This window comes from Brucella sp. NBRC 12953, assembly GCF_040369775.1.
GTDB lineage: Bacteria > Pseudomonadota > Alphaproteobacteria > Rhizobiales > Rhizobiaceae > Brucella > Brucella pseudogrignonensis.
The window spans coordinates 50355-73153 of record NZ_BAABSV010000005.1; the positions used below are offsets into that span (position 1 = coordinate 50355).

Sequence of the window (22799 nt, forward strand, 5' to 3'; positions counted from 1 at the left end):
ACTTAAAATCATGATTAAATCTGAAGGAAACCCGATGCGCCGCTTTCTTCCCTCGCTTTCAGCACTCCATGCGTTTGATGCTTCCGTGCGTTATCTGAGCTTCACGCGTGCATCCGAAAATCTCGGCATGACGCAAAGTGGTGTTAGCCGCCAGATTCAGAATCTTGAATCTTTTCTGGGACTTAAACTGTTTGAGCGTGCGGGGCCGCGTCTGGTTCTGACGGAAGAAGGGCAGAGCTATTACGAGGAAGTCTCGCGCATTCTTGCAAAGCTTGAAGAAGTGTCGATGGATGCGGTGCGCGGCTATAAAACGCAAAGCCTGCTCAAGATCGGGCTGCCGCCAACATTGATGCGGAAATGGGCACCGGGCATAATCAGCACCATCGCCAGAACACATCCGCAAATTTGGTTTGAAGTGTTTCCCTGCTCCCATGATCATGACTGGAGCAAGTCTGATCTCGATCTGGCAGTTCTGCGTGGCATCGGCAATTGGGCCAATGTCCGCAGCCATCTGCTTTTCCCGGAAGAACTTGTGGTGATAGGTTCACCGGATGTTGTGCCCGAAAAAGGCCTGGCCGGCGACGTCGAGTTGCTCGATTTTCCGCTGATTCAGAATTCGAACAGGCCAAGCCTTTGGCTGCACTGGCTGCGCGGTGCGGGTATCCATTACAACAAGCGTATTTTTGGTCCGCGTCTGCCAACGCATGACGTTATTATCGAATGCGCCGTGGCAGGTATGGGGCTCGCCATTGCGCCCAGAATTTTCGTACAGGAGGAGTTGCGCTCTGGAAAACTCAAGCTTGCACTTGATCGTGTGCAAACATCTGGAGAAAGCTATTTTCTCTGTGCAGCGCAAGCGCGTCAGGGATCAAAAAATGTGCGCCTGTTCCGCGATGGGTTTATTACAGAAGCAAAACGCCACAGACATTCTTTGTCTGCGGCGTCGCAGGTTCAGGCGTAAGAACGCTCAACGGGCTTGAGATTGAGCGGGTCTTCGCCGCGTTTTAAGAGCCACGAATAGACCGGCGGCACACGGTCGGCAATCGATTCAACATGGACATCGATAAAGCAAGGGCCGTCTTTCCAGGCAAACGCTTCCGCCATCGCAGTATCGAGCTGATCAGCAGTCTTGGCAGTCCAGGCTTTCAGTCCATAAGCTTCAGCAATTGCCTGTCCTTTTGGCGCCAGAAAATCCACGCCGAAACATTGATTGTGCCCTTTGAGACGGTGCAGGCCTTTGATCCAGCCAAACGTCCCATTGTTGAAAAGAACAAGAATTGCAGGCACTTGCAGTCGCACCAATGTTTCAAGCTCTCCAACTGTCATGCCGAATGAACCATCGCCGAATAATCCAATCGGTCGCTTGTTGGGGTCGGCGCGCCACGCACCGACGGTTGCGGGCAGAGCTGAACCCAAGCCCCCGAAAGCGCGGGGAATGGCGAAGCGAGTTTCGCTATCGTTGATCTTGAGAAAGCGGGTCATATAGGGTGTCGGCGTACCAGCATCCGAATAGATCAGTGCTGGTGTTCCCGACTGACGCAGTGCTTCGTTAAACGAACGCACGGCCCGTTCCGGGCGCAAGGGAACACGCTCATCGCTGAGAGCTTCTTCGGCATGTTCCCAGAATTCGCGGCGATGCGCATTCAGCTCCTCAATCCAGCTTTCATGTTTCTCAAGCTCAATTGTAGGCTCGATCCGCAGCAATTCATCCAGGACCAACAACGCATCGCCTTGAATGGAGAGCAGATTTTCATAATTATTGGCCATGATTTCAGGCGAGATATCAATCTGCGCGAGGCGTCTGTTGAGTGTTATCTTCGGGAAGGTCCAGCCGATTGTCACCACAGAGCCGATACGGGAGCCGACAAACAATGTGAAATCAGAATGTTCCAGCGCCCAATTGGCATGAGGATGATAACCGTTGTCCCCGATCACGCCAATGGCCAGACGATGATCGTCATCAATCGCGCCCTGCCCCGTCATGGTCGTACACATGGGAATACCGTAACGTTCGGCAAGCCGGGTGATGAGTCCACCGGCATGGGCGCGGTTGACGCCACCGCCTGCAACAATCAATGGGCGCTCGGCCTTGGCAATCAGCTCCAGCAACTCATGAAGTTTTTGCCTGGGCGGAAGCGTTGGGAAAGCCGGGAAGGTCTTGCACTCTTCTTCGACATGCAGCGATATCCGCGCCGGATCAACCTCGGCAAGCAACATATCCTCGGGTATCTGGAGATGCACCGCGCCCGGCTTGCCAGAGCAGGCGACACGAAACGCGCGACGAATGATTTCGGGCAGCTTTTCGGCTGATTTTACCTGTACGGAAAGTTTCGTCACTGGCTCAAAGAGTTTGGCACAATCAAGCTCTGTCAGCACACCTCGTCCTTCGCCTGGCAGCGGAATGTCGATGGTCAGCAGGATTACAGGGATGGACGAGCCGTTTGATTCAGCGACGGGTGGCAGCGAATACATGGCGCCTGCGCCCGACGGGCATTCAAAAACCCCCGGCTTATTGGAAAAGCGACCATAAGCATCGGCCATATAACCAGCCGAGCGCTCATCGCGGGCCATAACATGGCGGATTTCACCTTCCCGCTGCTGCAGTGCTTCATAGAGTGGCACATTTGTATCGCCCGGCACCCCGAAAATCGTCTCAACGCCGTAACCAATCAGCATTTGCACCAAAATATCCGCGCCGCGCATTCTCTACTCCTTCAGAATCTGATGCGATCAGAATAGGTGTGATCTGTTTCGGTCTGGACCGGCGGATCGGCGGCCAGACCGTATGAACACCGACGAAACGCAGGCGTAAAGCGGCGTAGTTACATTAAAAAAGCCAGCTCCGATGGGAGCTGGCTGGGCTTGTAGGTTAAATTCCAGCACCGCGTAAAAGGTGCAAACGCGACTTACGCTTCTTCGGCTGCTCCGGCTCCTGAAACCGCAATGAACGAGCCAATGCGCTCAGCAAATCCGTCTGTGAAATCAGTCCCTGAACAACATTATCCTGATCCGTGACGATGACAGCGTGGGAACGACCATCTGTCAGCAATGGCACCAGCTTTACGACCGGCTCGTCCTTTTGTGCCGTTATCGCTTCAATCATCAGCGCGCCGACCTCAGCAGCTGAGTTGTTGAGCTCCCGCAGACCGACAGTGCCGAGCAGCTTTCCTTGTTCACCAATGACAGGCAGAGTGCGGATATTGTGCTCAAGCAGCAGGCGCCGTGCTGCATCCGGACTATCATGTTCTGCAATGCTGATAACATCGCGCGACATGATATCTTTCGCAGCCACTGTCCCGTGTGTGCGAATGAGTGCCTGTAGCTCCACCTGCCTGAGCAATCGATCCAGATCTCCCGGATCGATATCAAAAGTCTCATCCACCTCTTTCAACGCCGTGGCGATGTCGTCAGACGTAAAACCGACGCGCAAGGGCGCAGGAAGGTCACTGGTCTTGTGTGTATTGGCAGGCGCCGCCGCTGGCACATGCGGATATTTTCGCCCAGCCAATTTATGGAAAGCAATACCAAGAGCAACCAGCAATATGGAATTCAAACCGACCGGTATAAAAGCAAAGTGATAGCCGAGATCGGTAACGCTCGATCCGCCAATAATAGCTGTCAGGGCTGCAGCACCGCCGGGCGGATGCAGGCAACGCGAAACCGACATGGCTGCAATAGCAAGAGCAACGCCGAGACCAATGGCAATCAACGGATTGCCGACGAAGCGCGCAACCGTTATCCCGACGAGAGCTGAGATCACGTTGCCACCGATGATCGACCATGGTTGCGCCAAGGGGCTTGCAGGAACAGCAAATATCAGCACGGCCGACGCGCCAATCGGTGCAACGATCAGCGGAAGCTCGATGCTCCTGCCCATTACGAGTGCGGTTATCAGCCCCGTCAGGCATATACCGATTAATGCGCCCAGACTGCCGATAAGGCGATCTCGAAGATTGGCACCGGCCAATATGGGCACAAAAAGCCGAAAACCGTTGAACATCATCGGTTCCTGTTTCTAACTGTAAGCTGGGGGATCAGTTTCACCAACATCACCAAAAAGGCTCTGGCAAAGATTGAGTTGTGTTAATCGCTCTGACTTTGGTTGTTTCGCATTTCGGGACGCAAACGGCAGTTCACGCTTTCGCTCGAAATGCTTAGCTGAAGTTGGGTGTGGTGTCGCGCAGGCTTATATCAACTTGTCTTTGATTACGAGAACGCATTTTCGTGATCGGCACAAACCTTGGGTCAATCATCCTGAGTAACGGGCGAACGGCATATCCTGCTCCGTTGTTTGTCTATGAAACAAAAACAAACTCCAGGCCTTAAATTGCAGGAAAACAAAGAGATAGCTTCGGTTCCTCCTCTTCGCTAAAAGCAGGCTTGCTCAGTTGTAAGTATCAAGGACGACTCGCATGAAATCCAGCATCATCACCTCTCAAGGCCGAGTAGCAGATCGCACACCCGGCGCCATTCCCGGCGCTTTAGCGGTCGCGAATGCTTTGGCTGCGCGCTACGATCTTTCCGTCAAAACCGTGGGAACGCCTGCAGCTGCTGTTTCTGATGACTGGAGTGAAGCATTGCCGCAGGCTCATGACACACTCAAAGGCCTTGCTGCTGCGGTTGCTGATGAATTGAAGGCGGGTCGGCGACCGCTTCTGGCTACCAATACCTGCTCGGCAAGCCTTGCAACCATTCCGCAAGCAGCCAGCCAGATTGATGGTCTGACCGTTCTTTGGGTCGATGCACATGGCGATTTCAACACACCCGACACAACAGGCTCGGGTTATATGGGCGGCATGGCGCTCGCTGGTATCTGCGGCCTTTGGGATAGCGGACATGGCGGCAATGTCGCCCCTGAAAATGTCATCATTTTCGGCGCTCGCGACATTGATACGGAAGAAATGGAAACGCTCGAAAGCAAGGGCGTCACGATTATCAAGCCAGAGGCTGCCAATGCAGAAACACTGCTGGCAGCCATCGGCACCGGCCCTGTCTGGGTGCATATCGATTGGGACGTGATGGAACCGGGCTTAATTCCAGCCGCCTATGCAATCGAAGCCGGGTTGCTTGCGCCACAGCTGCGCGATGCGCTGGCCGCAATTCCGGCGTCGCAAATCGCCGCTATTGAGCTTGCAGAATTTGAACTGCCTGAAGACAAGCAGGCTACGGAGCGTGCTCTTGAATTGATCCTCGACATCACTGCACCGCTTTATAAAAGCATTGGCGTTTGATGTAGATATCTAGTGGATTTTTCGAATTTGACGTTTGAGACAGCATAAGTGTCAGCCGGGTTTCAAACGTCAAATTCAATCCACTAGAGCGTGTCGCACCTGTTTACGCTTGTCGTTATCGGAAAACCGGTTTCCACTTTTCCGCGATATGCTTTAAGCCAGAGCTGATCTTACAGCGGCTCCAATTAAGAATGAATCGTTGGAACCACTGTAACTGTTTGCTTTTACGTTTTATCCGAAGCATCGCAGCAGAAAAAGAAATCACTCCGGCGAACTGATTTTCCTGCGGAAGCGCTTCGCACTTTTGCTGGAAATGCTATTATTCAGCTCTGGTCTTGCTATGCGAGATCAAAAGATCGATGCAATACGCGCCGGCTTTGATGATGACGGCATGCTCGTCACGACGATCATCCTGTTTACTTCACCGCGTTTGAATGCGCGCAGGAAGCGGGCATAATCCTTAAACACCACACAACCGTTTGAATCCCCTGCCCGGCGCAGCATATATGTGTGCGCCAACAGGCCGTCGCGGTTGTACGGATTGCGACCATCGGCTGGGAGCAGACGCACTGCTTCGACCCCGTGGAATAGGCTTTCACGCATCTGAAGCTTATAAGTGCTCGGTGGCGTAGCGCCACGCATCTTCTGGTCAACATAGCGCGGATTGTCGCGCATGTGGCCCATGCCCGAATGCGCTTCCAGTTTTTCGCCACTTGGCAGATAAACCGTAGCAGCAGAGATATCATAAATAGCCGTCTTGTTGTGTGCAGCCTGACCGAACAGACGCCCGAAAAGGCCGCGCTGAATGTTCTCTGTCTGCCCACTTGGCGGCGCATAAGCCAGTTGCGTCTTTTCCTGCTTTTGTGGCTTCGTAACAGTTGGCCTGTCGATTACAGGCTTCTGACCGGGAAACGGCACATCATCAGGCAGAAAGCTATCTGTGTCATCTTCAATGGGCGCACGCGCGATCTGTGCATCGGGTGCCGCCATCGGAACTGGGATAGCGTCACCGGATGGCAACGCTGCTATTGCGCTTGCGCTATAGTCTTGAGCTGCAGTTTGCGCAGCACTTGTCGCTGAGGCGATAACTGCAGGCGACACCACATCCTGAGCGGACGCAGGCGGCGCAACGCGCTCCGCGCGCGGCTCAATTACGGCCGCCATTGCCACAGGCTCATCTTCAATAACGGCTTCTGGTCCCACATCAGCGATGATGGGAGCATCTTCAGCAACCTTGCTGCGCCGCCAATCAAGATTGGAATATGGCGCATCAGCGGTATAGGCTTCGATGAACCGCTGGCGAATGACATGCCCCATGCCGATTTTTTGATCGACAACAGCCAATTGATGTGGGGTTGCGGCGGGAAGACGTCGCATTGCGGGTGCCAAAGGCACAAAAGCAGGCAGAACAGCTTCCACGGTGCTCAGGGTCGTCATCAGGCAACTTCCAGCCAGAAGACCTGCGCCCAGCAGAGCTGCGACACGTAAAATACCTTTAAATACAAAAGGGTTGGGAATATTAATCCCGCGTGGCAATGCAAAATCATACGTGTCTGTGACGAACGCCATACTACTCGTCCTGAATAATAACTGGTTTTCTCGCTGTCGCATTGCATGAAAGTTCGGCAGAAAAGCGAAGCAATCATGGCGAAAGTGCTACCTTGAAAGTCGCACTAAGCATGAAGAACTATGGTAACTAAATTCTTTACGATCGCCCGTCTTCAGAAAAGAAAGTATGGCTGGAGCAGCTGAAAGGCTCACTATGCCGTGAGCAGATAGTCGATCTGGCCTGCAGATTTGAACTCGACACCTTCCGCCGCAACACGATTACGACCGCGCCGTTTTACCCTTAGAAGAGCAAGATCCGCACGCGCGGCTGCATCCCAAACCGTTTCGTGATCCCGTATGACCGCAAGACCAAAACTGCTGGTTACGCTTCGTCCGTTCGGCAGCATCGAAAAACTATAGCGAGCGACATGGCTGCACAGACGATTGGCAAATATCTCGCATTGCTCGGCACCGCCCTTCACAATCAAAACAAATTCCTCACCCCCGACACGGCCGACAATGGCTCCTTTTTCCGATGCCGAACGCAGGAGTGATGAAAACTCAACAAGCACTTGATCACCGATTGAATGACCAAATTCATCGTTGATCGCTTTGAAATGATCAATATCAGCAATGATAACGGCAAGCCTGTTCTTCTCAGCAGCCATAAGGCTTCGCTTCGCAGCTCGCTCCAGACCTCGACGATTAAGAGCCCCGGTGAGAGGGTCTGAATCCCGCTCGGCTTGCAGTTCGTTAATCACATCCGCAGTTGCAACGACCAAAATAACGAGGCCCAGCAATACGCCTATGAAAGAGACAGAGATTGTAACCAGTGTCCAATATTGGGACCTTATCAGCTGCTCTGTCGTGCTAATTCCACTAAGCATTTTGACGGTAAGGATGCTTCTAAGGAAGAAATGCGCGGCAAGGATCGTGAGAAAACCATGCAATGTGCGCTCGATCCATTTGCCATGCATTAGCGCCCGCGACTGCAGACAAAGCGTGGCAATCATTGCGCCAAGCCCAAAATTGGATGCAACGGCCATATATTTATAATCCGCCCCCACCTGAGCCAGGTCACCTATCACCGCCAGTGTCAGCACGCTAATCGATGCGCTCGCAAAAGGCGAAAACTGCTTGTCCAGCCGAAGCATGACTGCTTCACAGAAGAAAAGGCCAGCCAAGAGATAAAGTGTTGTTGCTGTAAATACTGCCGCATTCAAACTCGGTAAGAGCTGCAAGACCTGCAGCAACAAACCAGCAGCAAAGGTTGCGAAACCCAGCCCGAAGAACAACATATGCCTGCGTCTGGTGTCTAGCATCCAGACGCCAGACATTGTCGTCGCAAACAATATAATCAGGAGTGGTGGAACAAATTTCACGACCTATGATACCGTTTAATTAAAAAAATTATGGAAAATCAAATTGAGCATCTTTCAAACGACAATAAACGATTTAAATCAAGAATAAATTCAGCATAAAAGTTTAGGTATTATTTTAATTTACTACATTATAACATAATAATTTTCTGATAAATAACTACAATCAATGCATTCGCAGCAAATGTTATCATGTAAAGAATTTCGAAGGAAAAACTTATCCCCAAATATCGATTTCAAAAAATGACTTAAATACGCCAATAGCAAGCTGAAACACCAACATTACCTGTTACTAAATTTATTGAGGGCTTGGTCAGCAAGCCGTGAAATGCCATTTTATAGCTACGCACAGCCCCAATGCGGAGAAAACATATGCGCCACCAGTTCGACCTCTTTGTCCCTTCTGCCGAAGGCGACGTGAAGCAGGCAGAACTGCGCCCTGCCCGCACCAAACCCGGAAAGACGACCGGCCCTGACGAAGCGGAAATGGTCCAACGCCTGAAAGACAGCGGACGCTATCGTATCTTGCAGCGGCTTGACCCACCGCCGACAGTGCCGGATGCAGACACGGTTGCGTTTCCTAGGCTCGGGGTTGTGGTCGATACCGAAACGACGGGCTTGAGTGCTGCGCAGGAAGAAATCATCGAGATTGGCGCTGTGGCCTTCCGCTATGCGGATGATGGCTCCATTGGTGATGTTTGTGCAACTTTTGGCGCTTTGCAGGAACCTTCAAAGCCAATTCCAGCCGATATTACGCGTATCACCGGTATTACCGATGAGATGGTCGCCGGGCAGATCATTCCGCGTGCGAAGCTTGAAGCACTGATCGGCAGTGCGGATCTCATCATTGCGCATAATGCAGGTTTTGATCGGCCCTTTCTGGAACGTTTTTCACCAGTCTTTGAAAACAAGCCCTGGGCATGTTCGGTCAAGGAGATTGACTGGACGGCTCGCGGCTTTGAAGGCACCAAGCTTGGTTATCTGATCGGCCAGAGCGGCTATTTCCATAATGGCCATCGTGCAGAAGATGATTGTCAGGCGTTGCTCGCCGTGCTGAAGGAACAATCCGGCAAGACGACACCTTTTGCAGAATTGCTGAAGGCCAGCCAGAAATCGCGCCTGCGCATTTATGCAGAAAACAGCCCTTTTGAAATGAAGGATAAGCTGAAGGAGCGTCGCTACCGCTGGTCTGATGGCAGCGATGGGCGCCCGAAATCCTGGTGGACCGAAATAGACGAAGATGAACTCGAAGCCGAACTCGAATATCTACGCACAGAGATTTACCCTTGGCGCGATGCAGAGCCGTTGATTCAAAAGCTCACTGCCGTCGACCGCTATAAAGAGCGAGCGCCACTCAGATCAAAATAAAGAAAAGGCCGCATCAAGCGGCCTTTTCTTTGCAACGTGTGTGATTTTGTCTAAGGGTAGCCGAAAATGGTGGCGTTCGAGAACCGGAGCGAAGTGTACTTAAGGTACATGAGCACCGGAAGCGCAGAACGACGCCATTTACAGGCAGCCAGAGGCGAAATCTAGAGAACTGGCCAAGGGCGCTGCGCTGGCCGCATATCTTCATATGCCTGGGCGAGACGCAGCACGCCCAGATCATCAAAGCGCTGGCCAAAAATCTGCAAGCCAATAGGCAGCCCCTTGGACGTATAGCCACAATTGAGCGAGATTGCAGGCTGTTCCGACATATTCATCGCAACGGTAAACGCGATGTGCTCGAAAGGACGCTGCGGATCATTGACCGGAGAGGCCCATTCCGCCGGATAGGTCGGCATTGGAGCGGTCGGGGAAATGATGAAATCGAAATCCTTCGACGCCGCAAGAGCTGCATGGCGCATCGCATCTATTTGGGAAAAGCCGGAATAGACTTCCTCGCCAGTCAAACCTTCAGCGGTTTCAGTCCATTGATAGATGTATGGCAAGATTTTCGCACGATTTTCCGGCGTCATCTTAGAGACGTCGGCCCAGGAACGTGCGCGCCAGAAGCGATCAAGCCCATCGATCATGGTGCGATTGAGGAATGGGGCAACCGGCTCAATAATCGCGCCAGCATCCGCAAACAGCTTCGCTGCCGCTTCCACAGCCGCGCGTGTTTCATCGCCCGTTGGTTCGCCAAAACCGGCATCGAGCCAAAGGCCGATTTTGAGACCTTTTACATCGATATCAAGGTTCATCCAGTCGATATCCTGATATGGCAGGCTCATCGCGTCACGGCGATCAGGACGGGAAAGCACCGACATATAAAGCGCGCTGTCGGCAACCGTGCGCGTCATCGGACCAGCAACGCGACCAAGAAACGCCGGATCGATTGGAATACGCCCGAAGGACGGCTTCAGGCCAACCAGACCACACCAGCCGGCAGGCAGGCGGATGGAGCCACCAATATCCGTACCGATATGCAGTGGCCCGTAACCAGCAGCACCAGCGCTGCCTGCACCTGCACTTGAACCGCCCGGATTGGTGTTCAAGTCCCACGGGTTGCGCGCAAGCTTATGAAAGCTCGAAAGCCCAGAGGACAACATACCGAGATCAGGCATGGTTGTTTTAGCCAAAAGCACGCCACCAGCCTCGCGGGTGCGGGCTGCGGGCGGCGCATCAACGGCTGCAGGATTGAGAGGCAGTGCCGCACAGCCGAGCGGAACAGCGGTACCTTGCGTGGCAATATTTTCCTTGATCGTCAGCGGCACACCGTCAATGGGGCCAGCGGGCTCACCTTTTGCCCAACGTTCTTCCGATGCCTTCGCAGATGCCCTCGCGTTTTCCGGATCATAAGCCCAAAGCGCATTCAGTTTCGGCTCATAGGCCTCGATGCGTTCAATTACAGCTTCCGTAACTTCAACCGGCGAAAGCGATTTCGCCTTATAGGCAGAAACAAGATCGACAGCTGACAAATCGGCAAGTGAAGACATGGCGTTCCCTTATTTCATTCTGGTAGTTTGATTGTAGAATTGAGCTTACGGGCACGTTTGCGCCGTCCCGAAAATGGCTTCGGCACAGCATCAACCAATGCGCGCGTATATTCATGTTTCGGATGATCGAAGACCGCGTTGGTCTCTCCCTGCTCGACGATATTGCCGTGATAAATCACCGCTACACGATCGGTAATTGCGCGCACGACACCGAGATCGTGACTGATGAAAAGATAGGAAAGGCCGAACTTTTCCTGCAGATCCATCATCAAATTGAGAACCTGCGCCTGAATGGAGACATCAAGAGCTGAAACAGGTTCGTCAGCAACGATGAGTGCCGGTTTGGTAATCAGGGCGCGAGCAATAGCGATACGCTGGCGTTGCCCCCCGGAAAACTCATGCGGATATTTTTCGGCAGACGCTTTTGGGAGGCCGACAGCTTCCAGCACTTCTGCCACGCGCTCATCCCGCTCCTTGCTGCTTGTCCCGCGCTCCAGTGAAACAATCGGCTCCGAAATGATCCGCTTGACCGTGTGGCGCGGATCGAGCGAACCATAAGGGTCCTGAAAGATCGCCTGAAAACCTTTACGCGCTTCACGCAGGCCAGAACGGTCAAGCGCGTAGATATCCTGACCATTGATAAGAATTTGGCCAGATTGCGGTCGTTCCAGTCCCATTACAGCACGGGCAAGTGTTGATTTGCCCGAACCGCTTTCGCCTACGATGCCAAGGCTTTTCCCTGCTTCGATCTCGACATTGACACCGTGGAGAACGCGCAACGATCCCGGCTTTGAAAGGAATGATGGGCGCGGGAGCTGATATTCACGCACGACATCACGAACCTGCAAAATCATCTTGCTCATGCCAGCACCTCGCCATCGCGTGGATGCAGACAGGCAGCGCGATGGGCAATGCCTTCGCTTTCACCGATCAGATCGAGCGGCGGAATGAGCTTTCGACAATCGCCTTCAACGAATGCGCAGCGATCAGCAAAGCTGCAATATGGCGGGCGGGCCAGCGGGTCCGGTACAACACCGGGAATTGCAGCGAGGCGCTGACGTGGTTTCGTATGATCGCGAACCAGATTAGCCCCATGTGGAGAAGCCTGAAACAGCCCCCGCGCATAAGGATGCGCCATACGATTGAACACGGCTTCGGTTCGCCCCGTTTCTACAATCCGCCCGGCATACATCACTGCGATACGGTCGGTCATTTCCGACACAACGCCGAGATCATGGGTAATGAGCATCAGCGCTGTTCCAGTTTCGTCGATCAGCTCATCCATGAGATCAAGAATCTGTGCCTGAACAGTGACATCGAGCGCCGTGGTCGGTTCATCAGCAATCAACAGATCAGGCTCGCAGGCAATCGCCATGGCGATCATCACGCGCTGGCGTTGCCCGCCGGAAAGCTGGTGCGGATACAGATCGAGATTAAAGCGTGGTGCAGGCAGTCCCACGCGATCCAGCAACTCGCGCGCCTTGCGTTCGGCATCAGTGCGGCTTTCGCCAAGATGCAGACGGCGGCCTTCGGCAATTTGCGCACCAATGGTTTTAACCGGATTGAGCGCTGTCATTGGCTCCTGAAAGATCATCGCCATGCGACGACCGCGCATTTTGCAGAGTTCGGCTTCTGGCTTGTTTACCAGATCCTGCCCATCAAAACGCAAAGTTCCGCGCACGCGCATCCGGTCAGGCAGCAAGCCCATGGCAGCAAGTGCGGTAATCGACTTGCCACTGCCAGATTCACCCACAACGCCCAGGCGTTCACCACGGTTGAGGGTTAACGTAATGCCCGACACGATATCTGCAGTGCGCGTGCCAAATGGCAGCTCGACAGACATATTGTCCATTTCAAGAAGAGGTGTTTTTGGCAAAGCTTTTATCATCTCTGCCTCCTTACGCGCGGATCAAGTATGTCGCGCAGACCGTCACCCAGCATGTTGAGACCAAGGACTGCGAGCGTAATGGCAAGACCAGGGAAGATCGCCAGCCATGGCGCATCATAGATAAAGGTCTGTGCATCATTGAGCATCTTGCCCCAGCTCGGCATTGGCGGCTGTGTACCAAGCCCCACATAGGAGAGGCCTGCTTCCGCCACGATGGCGAGTGCGAACTGGATAGTCGCCTGTACGATCAGCACATGATTGATGTTGGGCAGAACATGCAGCAGCGTGATCGAGATATCGCCGCGCCCTGCGCAACGCGCTGCCTGCACATATTCGCGCTTCCAAAGCCCAAGCGATGCACCACGCGTAACACGGGCAAAGACGGGAATATTGAAAATACCGATTGCAATCATGGCGTTGACCGCACCGGGGCCAAAAATAGCAGTGATAATGACTGCGGTCAGCAGCGCCGGAAATGCAAAGGCCAGATCGGTCATACGCATGACAAAGCCATCGACCAATCCCCCGCGCGCTGCAGCAAAGGCACCGAGAGGGATGCCTATACCCGCGCCAACAAGCACAGCAATAATCGACACGGCAATGGAATTGCGCGCACCGACCATAATCATGGAGAACACATCACGACCGAAATTATCCGTTCCGAACAGATGACTGAAGCTCGGCCCCTGCAGCTTGTCGCGGAAGTTCATGGCGGTGGGTGAATAAGGCGTCCAGAAATAGGAGATGAGAGCCATAGCCACCAGGATAGCGGTAACAAGCGAACCGATCACAAGGCTGCGGCTTAAAAACAGCGTCCGAAAGCGGCTTGGCTTTGCAATTGTCTGAACCTCACTCATCGGCTGCCTCCCGTCGAAAGACGCGGATCAATGAAGCCATAGACAAGATCGACAATGAAATTGACCGTAATCACGGAAGCCGCAAGCAGCGTCACCAGCGACTGCACCGTTATCAGATCGCGCTGGGCGATTGCCTGAAACACCAGCCTTCCAAGGCCGGGAAGATTGAAGACATTTTCGATGATGATCGTTCCAGCCAACAGAAATGAGAATTGCAGGCCAATAATCGTGACAACCGGGATCAGTGCATTTGGCACCGCATGGCGCCAGAGTGCCGCGTTACGGGTAAGACCTTTTGCGCGCGCGGTCCGCACGAAATCCTCACCCAGCGTTTCGATGACGGCAGAACGCGTCACGCGGGCAAGAATAGCGGCAAGCGGCAGGGCAAGAGCCAGCGCGGGCAGAAACAGCGAGCGGATACCGTTCCAGAATCCACCTTCCCAGCCAGCAAAGCCAGAAGCTGGAAACCAGCCTAGCTGCAAAGCAAACAACAGGATCAAAAGCAGGCCGAGCCAGAAATTCGGGATAGCAACCCCCACCTGCGCCACACCCATGGAAAGCACATCGCCGGTTTTGCCACGTTTGGAGGCCGCATAAACGCCCACGGGAATAGCTACCGCAACCGACAGAACCATGGACAAAAGCGCCAACGGCAGCGTGACCATAATGCGTGGTCCGAGCAATTCACTGATCGGCACGGAATAGGTGTAGCTGGTGCCGAAGTCTCCCTTCAGAAAGCCACCAATCCACGAAAGATACCGCCACCAAAGCGGCTGATCGAGGCCGAGCTGTTTGTGAAGCGCTGCCAGTGTTTCAGGTTGCGCGTTGATGCCGAGGATAACTGCGGCAGGGTCGCCCGGCAGCACCTGCATCAACAGGAAGACGATGACGGAGGCCGCAAGCGTCGTAAGCAAGAGCGAAACTATTCGCCCGGAAATATAAGCCAGCAAGGCGACCTCCTAAGCACAATCCCGAAAACTTGTCCGGTTTTTCGGAAAAGATTGTGCGTCATAAAAATGCAGGAATGAGCGTTTCACGCCATTCACTCCACATTCCATTTCTTGCCGTGCCGCAGCCCCTTGATTGTTATCGCTGCACGGCTATTCGCGTAAAACCGCCCCCCAAAAAAGCCGGGGCGGAAATGTTCTTATTCGGCCCAGTAAGCCTGTGTCAGATCATCAGCCGGGATCGGCATGTTCTTCCACAGACCTTTGACGTTCTTATTCCAAACGCCGATTTTTGGCAGCGCATAGAGGAAGATGTTCGGCTCGTCTGCAGCAAGCTTTTCCTGAAGCTTCTTCACCAGTTCGAGCTGTTCTTCGTCGCTACCGGCCTCGGCATAAGCTTTGTAGAGCGCCTTATATTCCGGGTTGTTGTAGTTGAAGTAGTATTTGTCGCGGGCATAGATATCGAGATCACGCGCTTCTGTATGTGCAATGATCGTGGCATCGAAATCCGAGCGCTTGAATACCTGATCCAGCCATTGTGCAAACTCGATTGGAACGAGATTGGCCTGAATGCCCACTTCCGCCAGCATGGCAGCGATGATTTCACCACCACGACGCGCATAGGCCGGAGGTGGAAGCGTGATGGTGATTGACGTGCCAGCCGGAACACCCGCCTCTTCCAGCAGCTGCTTCGCCTTTGCCGGATCATACGGATAGGTTTCCGAAAGATCGACATAACCCGGATCGACCGGTGCATAATGCGAGCCGATTGGTGTACCAAAACCGGAATAGACACCTTCGATCAGCGCCTTGCTGTCAATGGCATGGGCCAGTGCCTGACGCACCTTCACATTGTCGAATGGAGCCTTGGCATTGTTAAGCGAAAGCAGAACTTTGCCTGCAGTATCACCGACTTCGACCTGCAACTTATCATCGCTCTTGAAGCGACTGATCAATTCCGGCGCCTGGAACATCGGGAAGACATCAATGTCGCCAGCAAGGATTGCAGCGGCTGCTGCCGAAGGATCGCTCACAAAGCGGAAAGTAACCGCAGAAAGCTTTGCTGGCTCGCCCCAATAGTCCGGGTTACGGTCGAGCTCGACACGATCACCCTGCACCCAGCGCTTGAACTTGAACGGACCTGTTCCGACAGGCTTGGTCTTGTTATCGGCTGCCGAATTCGGAGCGATCATAACCGCGTCGCCCCACCCCATATTGAACAGGAAGTTCGAGGTTGGCCGCTTCAGCGTTACAACTGCAGTCGCTGGATCAGGACACTCGGTGCTGGCGATTGGTTCAAAAAGACCCTTTTGCGCATTGGTGGAATCTGGAGCCACCGCACGCTCATAGGAGAACTTTACAACCGAACAATCGAATGGCGTCCCATCGTGGAACTTCACGCCCTGACGAAGTTTGAAGGTGTAAGTCTTCTTATCGTCAGAAACTGTCCAGCTTTCGGCCAGTTGTGGCTTTACAGTGCCGTCTTCGACGATACGAACCAGGCCTTCATAGAGATTGGCGTAAGTAACCTGCCGGATACCGGCAGCAGCATTTGCCGTCGGATCAAGGCCCGGCGGTTCCAGCACTTCGCCGACCACCAGCGTATCCTTTGCGAAGGCACCGTTGATCGATGCAAGCATCGTGGCTGTAATCAGCCCGGCTTTCAGCAGTTTACTCATCGTTTCTCTTTGGCTCCCCTTATCAATTTTTTAAATCGAACGCCCGCCATCGACGTCGAGCGCAACCCCGGTGATCATAGAGGCTTGAGGCGAGCAAAGGAAAGCCGCAGCTTCAGCCAAATCATCAGGTTTCAACAGGCGGCCCATCGGAATGGAATCGCGGAACTTCTTGCGGATTTCTTCGGTATCCTCGCCCATGAAGGTGGTGAGAAGCGGTGTCTCACCCGCAACCGGGTTCAAAGCAACCACACGAATCTTCGCCGGTGCAAGCTCGATAGCGAGCGCCTTGGTCACAGAAACCACCCAGCCCTTCGTCGCATTGTACCAAGCGAGATTCGGGCGCGGACGACCTGCGCCAGTCGAAGCGACATTAAGAATGACGCATTCCTCACCCTTGGCACCATTGCTCTTAAAATGTGGGATGAGCTTGCGCGTCATCAGATAAACGCCACGCACATTGACGCCAAGAATGCGATCAAACTCGTCCGGCTCAACCAGCTCAGCGTTTTGCGGCTTATGGCCGATGCCAGCATTGTTGATGAGAATATCGACTTTACCGAACTTCGCCAGGGCGGCTTCTACTGCTGCATCAACATCTGCTTCCTTGGAAATATCGGCAGCGATCGCCAGTGCTGCATCTCCAATTTCGCCTGCGACGCGCTCGGCACCTGCCTTGTCGCGGTCAACGATGACGACCTTGGCGCCGTCTCTGACAAAGCGCTTTGCCATGCCCTCACCAAATCCCGAACCAGCTCCAGTGATGAGCGCGACCTTACCTTCAAGCGACACTGCAATTCTCCCAAATTCTAACTTCAGCACATTTTCGGACGGGAAACCGGTTCCCACTTTCCCTGAAAATGCTATTTCAGCCGTGATACACGGAAATCGTCTTCAGCGAGGCAAATCCGTAGAGCGCCTCAAAACCCTTTTCACGGCCATGTCCGGATTTTTTCACGCCGCCGAATGGCAATTCGATACCGCCGCCAGCGCCGTAATTATTGATGAATACCTGACCGGAATGGATAGCGCGGGCCAAACGGAATTGGCGTCCGCCATCATTGGTCCAGATCCCGCAGACGAGGCCATATGAAGTCCCATTGGCAATCGAAATGGCTTCTTCTTCGGTATCGAAAGGTAGAATTACCTGAACAGGACCGAAAATTTCCTCCTGCGCCAGACGATGGTCGGCAGGCACATCACGGATCAGTGTTGGCAGTACATAAGCACCACCTTCCGGCGCATCGTCCACCAACACACCTTGCGCCGCAATCGCCAGACCACTTTCCTTTGCAAGATCAAGATAGCCGTCAACAATCGCCTTCTGGCGCTGCGATACAACGGGACCGACAGAAAGATCATCGCCTGCCGGGCCAACCTTCAACGCGCGATAGCGTTCGCTCATGCGAGCCACGACATCTTCATAGACGCTGCGTTCGACCAGAATGCGCGAGGATGCCGAGCAGGTTTGGCCGGCATTCTGGATGCCCGCATTGACGAGGAACGGAATGGCACGGTCGAGATCAGCATCCGCGAAAACGATCTGTGGAGACTTACCACCAAGCTCCAGCGTTACCGGAACAGTGTTTTTTGCGGCTGCCGCCTGCACTGCTTCGCCTGTACGCACCGATCCGGTGAATGAAATGTGGTTCACGTCCGGGTGCTCCGAAAGTGCTGCACCTGCTTCTGCACCAAGTCCGGTTACGACATTGAGTGCGCCTTTCGGCAGACCGGCTTTCTCAGCAATCTTTGCGAATTCCAGAATGGTCAGGCAGGCTTCTTCCGCAGGCTTGACCACAGCAGCATTGCCCATCGCCAGTGCTGCGCCGAGGCTGCGGCCCAAAATCTGCACTGGATAGTTCCACGGAATGATATGGCCCGTGACGCCATGCGGCTCATAGATCGACAGAACGGTGAAACCGTTCTGATAAGGCAGCGTGTCGCCATGAACCTTGTCGGCGGATGCGCCATAGAATTCAAGATACCGCGCCAGCGCCACAACATCGGCGCGCGCCTGAGTTACAGGCTTGCCAACATCCTTCGATTCAAGATCAGTCAACAAGTCGATGTTTTTTAACACTTCTTCTGAAATGCGGTGCAAGACACGACCGCGCTCGGTCGCGGTCAACTTGCCCCATTCACCGGAAAGTGCGGCACGGGCTGCAGCCACAGCCAGATCGACGTCGGCGTTTGTGCCGCGCGCGATGAGAGCCAGATCGCTACCATCGGAAGGATTGCGAAGCGTAATGTGCTCGCCACCCAAAGCGTCCTGCCATTGACCGCCAATGAAATTGCCATAAAGAAGAAGGCCTGAGCCACCCGACTTGTTTTCATGCTTCATTTTCATTCTCCCGCAGAGGCATTTCCGCCTCCAGTCTTGCCGTGGTTGCGCGGATATGTGCCCGCGCCAGCCGCTCGGCCTCTTCCCCATCACGCGAAGCGATGGCTTCAACAATTGCTCCATGTTCGCGAATTGCATCGCGTGCGCGGTCTACCGATAGCGAAAAAGATGGCGCGAAAACCTGCGATGTCATGCGCAACAACGGAACGAATGCGATCAGCGAGGCGTTGCCCGCCGTGTTCATCACCGCCATGTGAAAATCGACATTCGTCTGCGTATAAGCTTTCGGGTCCCATGGATCGACAACCGTTGCCTGACCGGCGACATGGGCACGCAGCTTTGCAATGTCCTCATCTGTTGCGCGTTCAGCCGCAAAACGTGCAGCAACGCCATCAAGAACTTCTCGCACAGCATAAGCATCAATCAGGCGTGTGAGATCTGCGGAGGCCACACGAACGCCTCTGCCCGGCAAGTGGATAACCAGCCCATCACGTTCCAGAACACGCAAGGCTTCACGCAATGGCGTGCGGCTAATGCCAAATTCGGCAGCGATATGTTCCTGTCGGAGAATGGCACCCGGCGCATAAACGCCCGCATAAATTCTCTCACGAAGCGCTTCTGCAACTTCGTCCAGCAAACGGGTCTGACTGCGCCATTCAAAAGCCGCCAAAAGAAAAGCCTCCCAACTTTTCTGAGTACAATATCCTGGATACAAAATCAGTCAATCCGAAATTCGACGCGCTTTCTGAAAAGATTTATGCGTGCCGGCGAAGGATAATTTCGGATAACAACCGTCGCACGAAACAAGGCGCAAAACACAAAAACGCCGCGACGAGCGCGGCGTTTTTTAGGGCATAAGTCCTCTCGGTGTGAAACGAGGACCGATAAGATTATGATTCAAATAGAGAGGCTTAGATCACGTTAGCACAGAGATAGGGGCTGCAAGATATGGAGACACATCGAGCCGAAAATGGTGGGATTCGAGAACCGGCGCGCAGCGTGCTTATGTACGTGAGCACCGGAAACGCAGTCCCGAACGCCATTTACAGGCGGCGAGAGCCCAAATGCTGGCTGTCTCTAGAGGAAGCTTTCCGGTATCGGCTTCCACTCGCCATCCTGATTATCGAACTGCGGAATGTGTGCGAGGCTGTGAAGCAATTTCACATCATCGCCAAGCACTTCCTGCCAATCCTTGGCTTCGGTGAGGATGACACCAATTCCAACGACTTCGCCACCAGCCTTGCGCACCAGCTCTGCCGAGCCCTTGATGCTTGATCCGGAAGCAACGACATCATCCACCACGACAACGCGCTTTCCTTTAAGAAGCGGGATTGCCTGACGGTCGAGAAGCAGGCGCTGCTCGCCTTTAGAGGTGATGGAAGAAATCGTCTGCACGAGTGCATCGCCAAGATGGATCTTAGGCGATTTCTGCAAGATAACGTAATCATCGAGGCCAAGAGCACGCGAGACTTCAATCGCAACAGGAATGCCAAGTGTCGCAGCGCCAACAATCACATCCGGCTTCAACGGCGCAAGCTTTTCCGCCAGTGCCTTGCCTGTATGTTCGCCAAAACGAACGCCAAGATCGATGACCATCATCAACGAAATAGCGAAATTCGGATTGATCGGCACAATCGGCAGATCAACCTTGCGGCCCGCTACATCAACGGTCCAGACCTGACCGTTTCCAGAGAGTTTCGCGCTGTCTTCAGTCATCGTTTTGCATCCTTGGGATTATAGCATTTCCAGCAAAAGCGCGAAGCGGTTTTGCGTCGGATAATGCGAAAGAACAAACAGTTACAGCGGTTTCGTCGGTTCATTTTTAACTGGAACCGCTGCAAGTCTCGATTCGACCAGCAGGCCGACATTACGCCATGTTGTGCGCTTCCGCTTGGTGTCAAAGCCATAAATGGCAAGGGACAGCGAAATTGCGTGGGCCATGCGGATAGCCTGAACCAGCAATGGCACCCCGCGCGCCAGCGCAAAACGCAGACGCATTGGGAAGGAAACGTCGTCAATTTCCATTCCGCGTGCGCGCTGAGCATCCGCAATACGCTCGAAATCCTCACGCAGCATCGGAATAATGCCGAATGTGAGCGACAAGACGAGTGTCACCATCGGCGGTAGGCGCGCAGCACTCGCAGCAGCCAGAATGGAGCCGGGCGTGCTGGTTTCCATCACGAAATAGAAAGCTGCAGTCGTTGTCACCAGACGCGCAGCCATACCGGCTGCAATCGGTAAAGTGTCAACGAAAGCAATACCTTGCAAGACGAGATTGAGAATCCAGCTTGCCATGACAAGCAGCGTCAGAAGCACGGCACCTTTGAGATAGCCACGCAAGCCCGGAACCTTAACCAGCACCAGAAAGGCGACCGTGACCAGCGCCAGTGGCACACCGTATTTCCAACCCGGCACGAGCCAGGCCGCAAGCATGACCAGAAATGCCGCTGCGAGCTTTACGAAGAAGTTCAGATCATAAAAGATTTTCATTCTGCTTCTCCTGTCTCGACAACACGCGGCTTGGGCCAGCCCAGCGCACGATAGGCATCGGAATCCCAGGATGCATCCACATCGCCATCAAAGGTGACATGACCGCGATCCAGGATCATGACGCGGGACGAAACGTCATCCACGAGTTCCAGATCGTGAGAAATCAACATAACCGCACGGTTTTCGGCGAGCGCCGTTTCGAGGAACAGTTCCAGCATTCGACGGCCATTGAGATCGCGTGCCAGAAGCGGCTCATCTAGAATGGCAACCGAAGCGCCTGCTGCTTCCGCACAGGCAAGGCCCAGCAGAGCCTGCTGACGAGACGAAATCGCAAATGGGTTGGTTTCCTCATGGCCACCAAGTCCATATTTTTGTAGGCAGTCCGTTGCACGCGCAGACACTGCATCGTCCTTTGTTGCACGGGTCGCGGCGGTGATCGCAAAGGCCACTTCTTCCAGCACAGTCATGTTGAACAGAATACGGCGCATGTTCTGCGGCAGGTAAGCCACCGAGCGGGCACGCTTTGCAGCCGTCCACTTGTCGGCATTCTCGCCGGCAATGATGATTGAGCCTGCTGCAATTTTCTGAAGCCCGAGTATCGATTGAAACAGCGTGGTTTTGCCCGCACCGTTTTTGCCGATCAGAGCGACGACTTCACCGGCGCGGATCTGGAAATTCACGTTTTCAAGAACCGGCTGGCCGTCCCGACGCTGAAGCTGCGTCTTAATTCCTGAAACGGAAACAAGAACTTCACCGCCGCTCTTCACATCTGCCAGACGTTTGCGTGCAGCAATTGGTGGCAGAACGCCCGCATCTTCCCAGGAAGCCACATCGTTGATGATCGAGGCAAGCGGCACGACGGGCGCTAACTTACCGTCTTTAACCAGACCGATATCGGTGACGACGGCCTGCAGCGATGCAGGGTCCTGTTCGGCAATCAGCAAGGCTGGAATTTCTGCACCAAGCTTTTTCAGAACCCGCACAAGACGCTGACGCGCTGCAGGATCAAGTCCGGTTGTCGGCTCATCAAGCACAAGCAGTTTCGGCTCGGCCGCAAGTGCCGCAGCCATCGCCACCATGCGCCGTTCGCCGCCCGAAAGCGTCAAGACGCGCCGCCCTCGCAATGCGTTCAGCTCAAGCTCGTTGAGCAGCTCGTCGATACGAGCACGAACAGCATCCTTGGCAAGTCCACGATTTTCGAGTGGAAAGGCGACCAGATCTTCAACGCTCAGATCCCAGAGCTGATCTTCAACATTCTGCGAAACGACGCCGACTGTGCTGAACAGCTCATCCTTCGGCATGAAAGACATGAGCTTGCCATTGAGCGAGACTTCGCCATCGAAGACTTGTGGGGTAATCAGGCGTGGAACGATGCCCGATGCAGCGTTGAGCAGCGTGGTTTTACCACTGCCGCCCGCGCCACACACCAGAAGCCGTTCGCCGTCGCGAATTTCGAGGTTGGCTTCGGCGATTGCCAGAACGGAATCGCCAAAACCTACTTTTACATTCTGTAGTTTGAGCACTTTT

The 22799-nt window shown here is 53.9% G+C and carries 19 protein-coding genes; 3 read left to right on the top strand and 16 right to left on the bottom strand.

Annotated elements, in window-relative coordinates:
- Positions 1–34 precede the first annotated feature (34 nt).
- Positions 35–961 (top strand): LysR substrate-binding domain-containing protein, encoded by a 927-nt coding sequence (locus ABWV94_RS13130; protein ID WP_353413828.1) that lies wholly within the window; start codon positions 35–37, stop codon positions 959–961.
- Here the strand turns inward: ABWV94_RS13130 and ABWV94_RS13135 are convergent.
- Both ABWV94_RS13135 and ABWV94_RS13140 read right to left on the bottom strand, forming a co-directional pair.
- Positions 952–2703, bottom strand: coding sequence for a thiamine pyrophosphate-binding protein (locus ABWV94_RS13135; protein ID WP_353413830.1), 1752 nt, complete (start codon positions 2701–2703; stop codon positions 952–954). The two genes, ABWV94_RS13130 and ABWV94_RS13135, sit on opposite strands and share 10 nt — an antisense overlap.
- Before the next feature lie 166 nt (positions 2704–2869).
- Entirely contained in the window at positions 2870–4003 is a 1134-nt protein-coding gene (locus tag ABWV94_RS13140; protein WP_353413832.1) for an HPP family protein, read from the bottom strand.
- A gap of 409 nt (positions 4004–4412) precedes the next feature.
- Here ABWV94_RS13140 and ABWV94_RS13145 point away from each other — a divergent pair, with 409 nt between their 5' ends.
- Positions 4413–5231 carry an arginase family protein gene (locus tag ABWV94_RS13145; protein WP_151563447.1) on the top strand — a complete coding sequence of 273 codons (819 nt, stop codon included), beginning with the start codon at positions 4413–4415 and terminating at the stop codon, positions 5229–5231.
- A 348-nt stretch (positions 5232–5579) separates the two neighbouring features.
- On the opposite strand, the gene ABWV94_RS13150 is transcribed toward ABWV94_RS13145, so the two are convergent.
- Positions 5580–6800, bottom strand: coding sequence for a DUF2778 domain-containing protein (locus ABWV94_RS13150; RefSeq protein ID WP_151563445.1), 1221 nt, complete (start codon positions 6798–6800; stop codon positions 5580–5582).
- A gap of 191 nt (positions 6801–6991) precedes the next feature.
- Positions 6992–8161 (bottom strand): GGDEF domain-containing protein, encoded by a 1170-nt coding sequence (locus ABWV94_RS13155; RefSeq protein WP_353413834.1) that lies wholly within the window; start codon positions 8159–8161, stop codon positions 6992–6994.
- Between the two features lie 369 nt (positions 8162–8530).
- Here ABWV94_RS13155 and ABWV94_RS13160 point away from each other — a divergent pair, with 369 nt between their 5' ends.
- Positions 8531–9526, top strand: coding sequence for a 3'-5' exonuclease (locus tag ABWV94_RS13160; RefSeq protein WP_112812851.1), 996 nt, complete (start codon positions 8531–8533; stop codon positions 9524–9526).
- 161 nt (positions 9527–9687) lie between these two features.
- Here the strand turns inward: ABWV94_RS13160 and ABWV94_RS13165 are convergent, their stop codons facing one another.
- The 12 genes from ABWV94_RS13165 to ABWV94_RS13220 all read right to left on the bottom strand — a co-directional run bounded on the left by ABWV94_RS13165 (position 9688) and on the right by ABWV94_RS13220 (position 22795).
- Positions 9688–11073 (bottom strand): amidase, encoded by a 1386-nt coding sequence (locus tag ABWV94_RS13165; protein ID WP_112812852.1) that lies wholly within the window; start codon positions 11071–11073, stop codon positions 9688–9690.
- A 14-nt stretch (positions 11074–11087) separates the two neighbouring features.
- Complete coding sequence (locus ABWV94_RS13170; protein WP_353413837.1) at positions 11088–11936, bottom strand: ATP-binding cassette domain-containing protein; 849 nt, start codon at positions 11934–11936, stop codon at positions 11088–11090.
- Positions 11933–12961 (bottom strand): ABC transporter ATP-binding protein, encoded by a 1029-nt coding sequence (locus ABWV94_RS13175; protein ID WP_353413839.1) that lies wholly within the window; start codon positions 12959–12961, stop codon positions 11933–11935. The genes ABWV94_RS13170 and ABWV94_RS13175 overlap by 4 nt, the downstream gene beginning before the upstream one ends.
- Positions 12958–13818: an ABC transporter permease gene (locus ABWV94_RS13180; protein ID WP_353413841.1), complete on the bottom strand. Its 861-nt coding sequence runs from the start codon at positions 13816–13818 to the stop codon at positions 12958–12960. The genes ABWV94_RS13175 and ABWV94_RS13180 overlap by 4 nt, the downstream gene beginning before the upstream one ends.
- Positions 13815–14768: an ABC transporter permease gene (locus ABWV94_RS13185; RefSeq protein ID WP_007878959.1), complete on the bottom strand. Its 954-nt coding sequence runs from the start codon at positions 14766–14768 to the stop codon at positions 13815–13817. The genes ABWV94_RS13180 and ABWV94_RS13185 overlap by 4 nt, the downstream gene beginning before the upstream one ends.
- A 197-nt stretch (positions 14769–14965) precedes the next feature.
- A complete protein-coding gene (locus ABWV94_RS13190; protein ID WP_064321639.1) occupies positions 14966–16444 on the bottom strand; it encodes an ABC transporter substrate-binding protein in 1479 nt (492 codons plus the stop codon).
- 30 nt (positions 16445–16474) lie between these two features.
- Positions 16475–17233, bottom strand: a complete 759-nt coding sequence (locus ABWV94_RS13195; RefSeq protein ID WP_353413843.1) for a glucose 1-dehydrogenase — start codon at positions 17231–17233, stop codon at positions 16475–16477.
- A gap of 76 nt (positions 17234–17309) precedes the next feature.
- Positions 17310–18782 (bottom strand): aldehyde dehydrogenase family protein, encoded by a 1473-nt coding sequence (locus ABWV94_RS13200; RefSeq protein ID WP_353413845.1) that lies wholly within the window; start codon positions 18780–18782, stop codon positions 17310–17312.
- Positions 18772–19452: a GntR family transcriptional regulator gene (locus tag ABWV94_RS13205; protein WP_007878950.1), complete on the bottom strand. Its 681-nt coding sequence runs from the start codon at positions 19450–19452 to the stop codon at positions 18772–18774. The genes ABWV94_RS13200 and ABWV94_RS13205 overlap by 11 nt, the downstream gene beginning before the upstream one ends.
- Before the next feature lie 407 nt (positions 19453–19859).
- Positions 19860–20498 carry a phosphoribosyltransferase family protein gene (locus ABWV94_RS13210; RefSeq protein ID WP_007878947.1) on the bottom strand — a complete coding sequence of 213 codons (639 nt, stop codon included), beginning with the start codon at positions 20496–20498 and terminating at the stop codon, positions 19860–19862.
- An 81-nt stretch (positions 20499–20579) separates the two neighbouring features.
- The gene (locus tag ABWV94_RS13215; RefSeq protein ID WP_353413847.1) at positions 20580–21272 is read right to left on the bottom strand and encodes an energy-coupling factor transporter transmembrane component T family protein; all 693 of its coding nucleotides are present in this window, start codon (positions 21270–21272) and stop codon (positions 20580–20582) included.
- Positions 21269–22795: an ABC transporter ATP-binding protein gene (locus ABWV94_RS13220; protein ID WP_353413849.1), complete on the bottom strand. Its 1527-nt coding sequence runs from the start codon at positions 22793–22795 to the stop codon at positions 21269–21271. Before ABWV94_RS13220 ends, ABWV94_RS13215 begins: the two co-directional genes overlap by 4 nt.
- Positions 22796–22799: the final 4 nt, after the last annotated feature.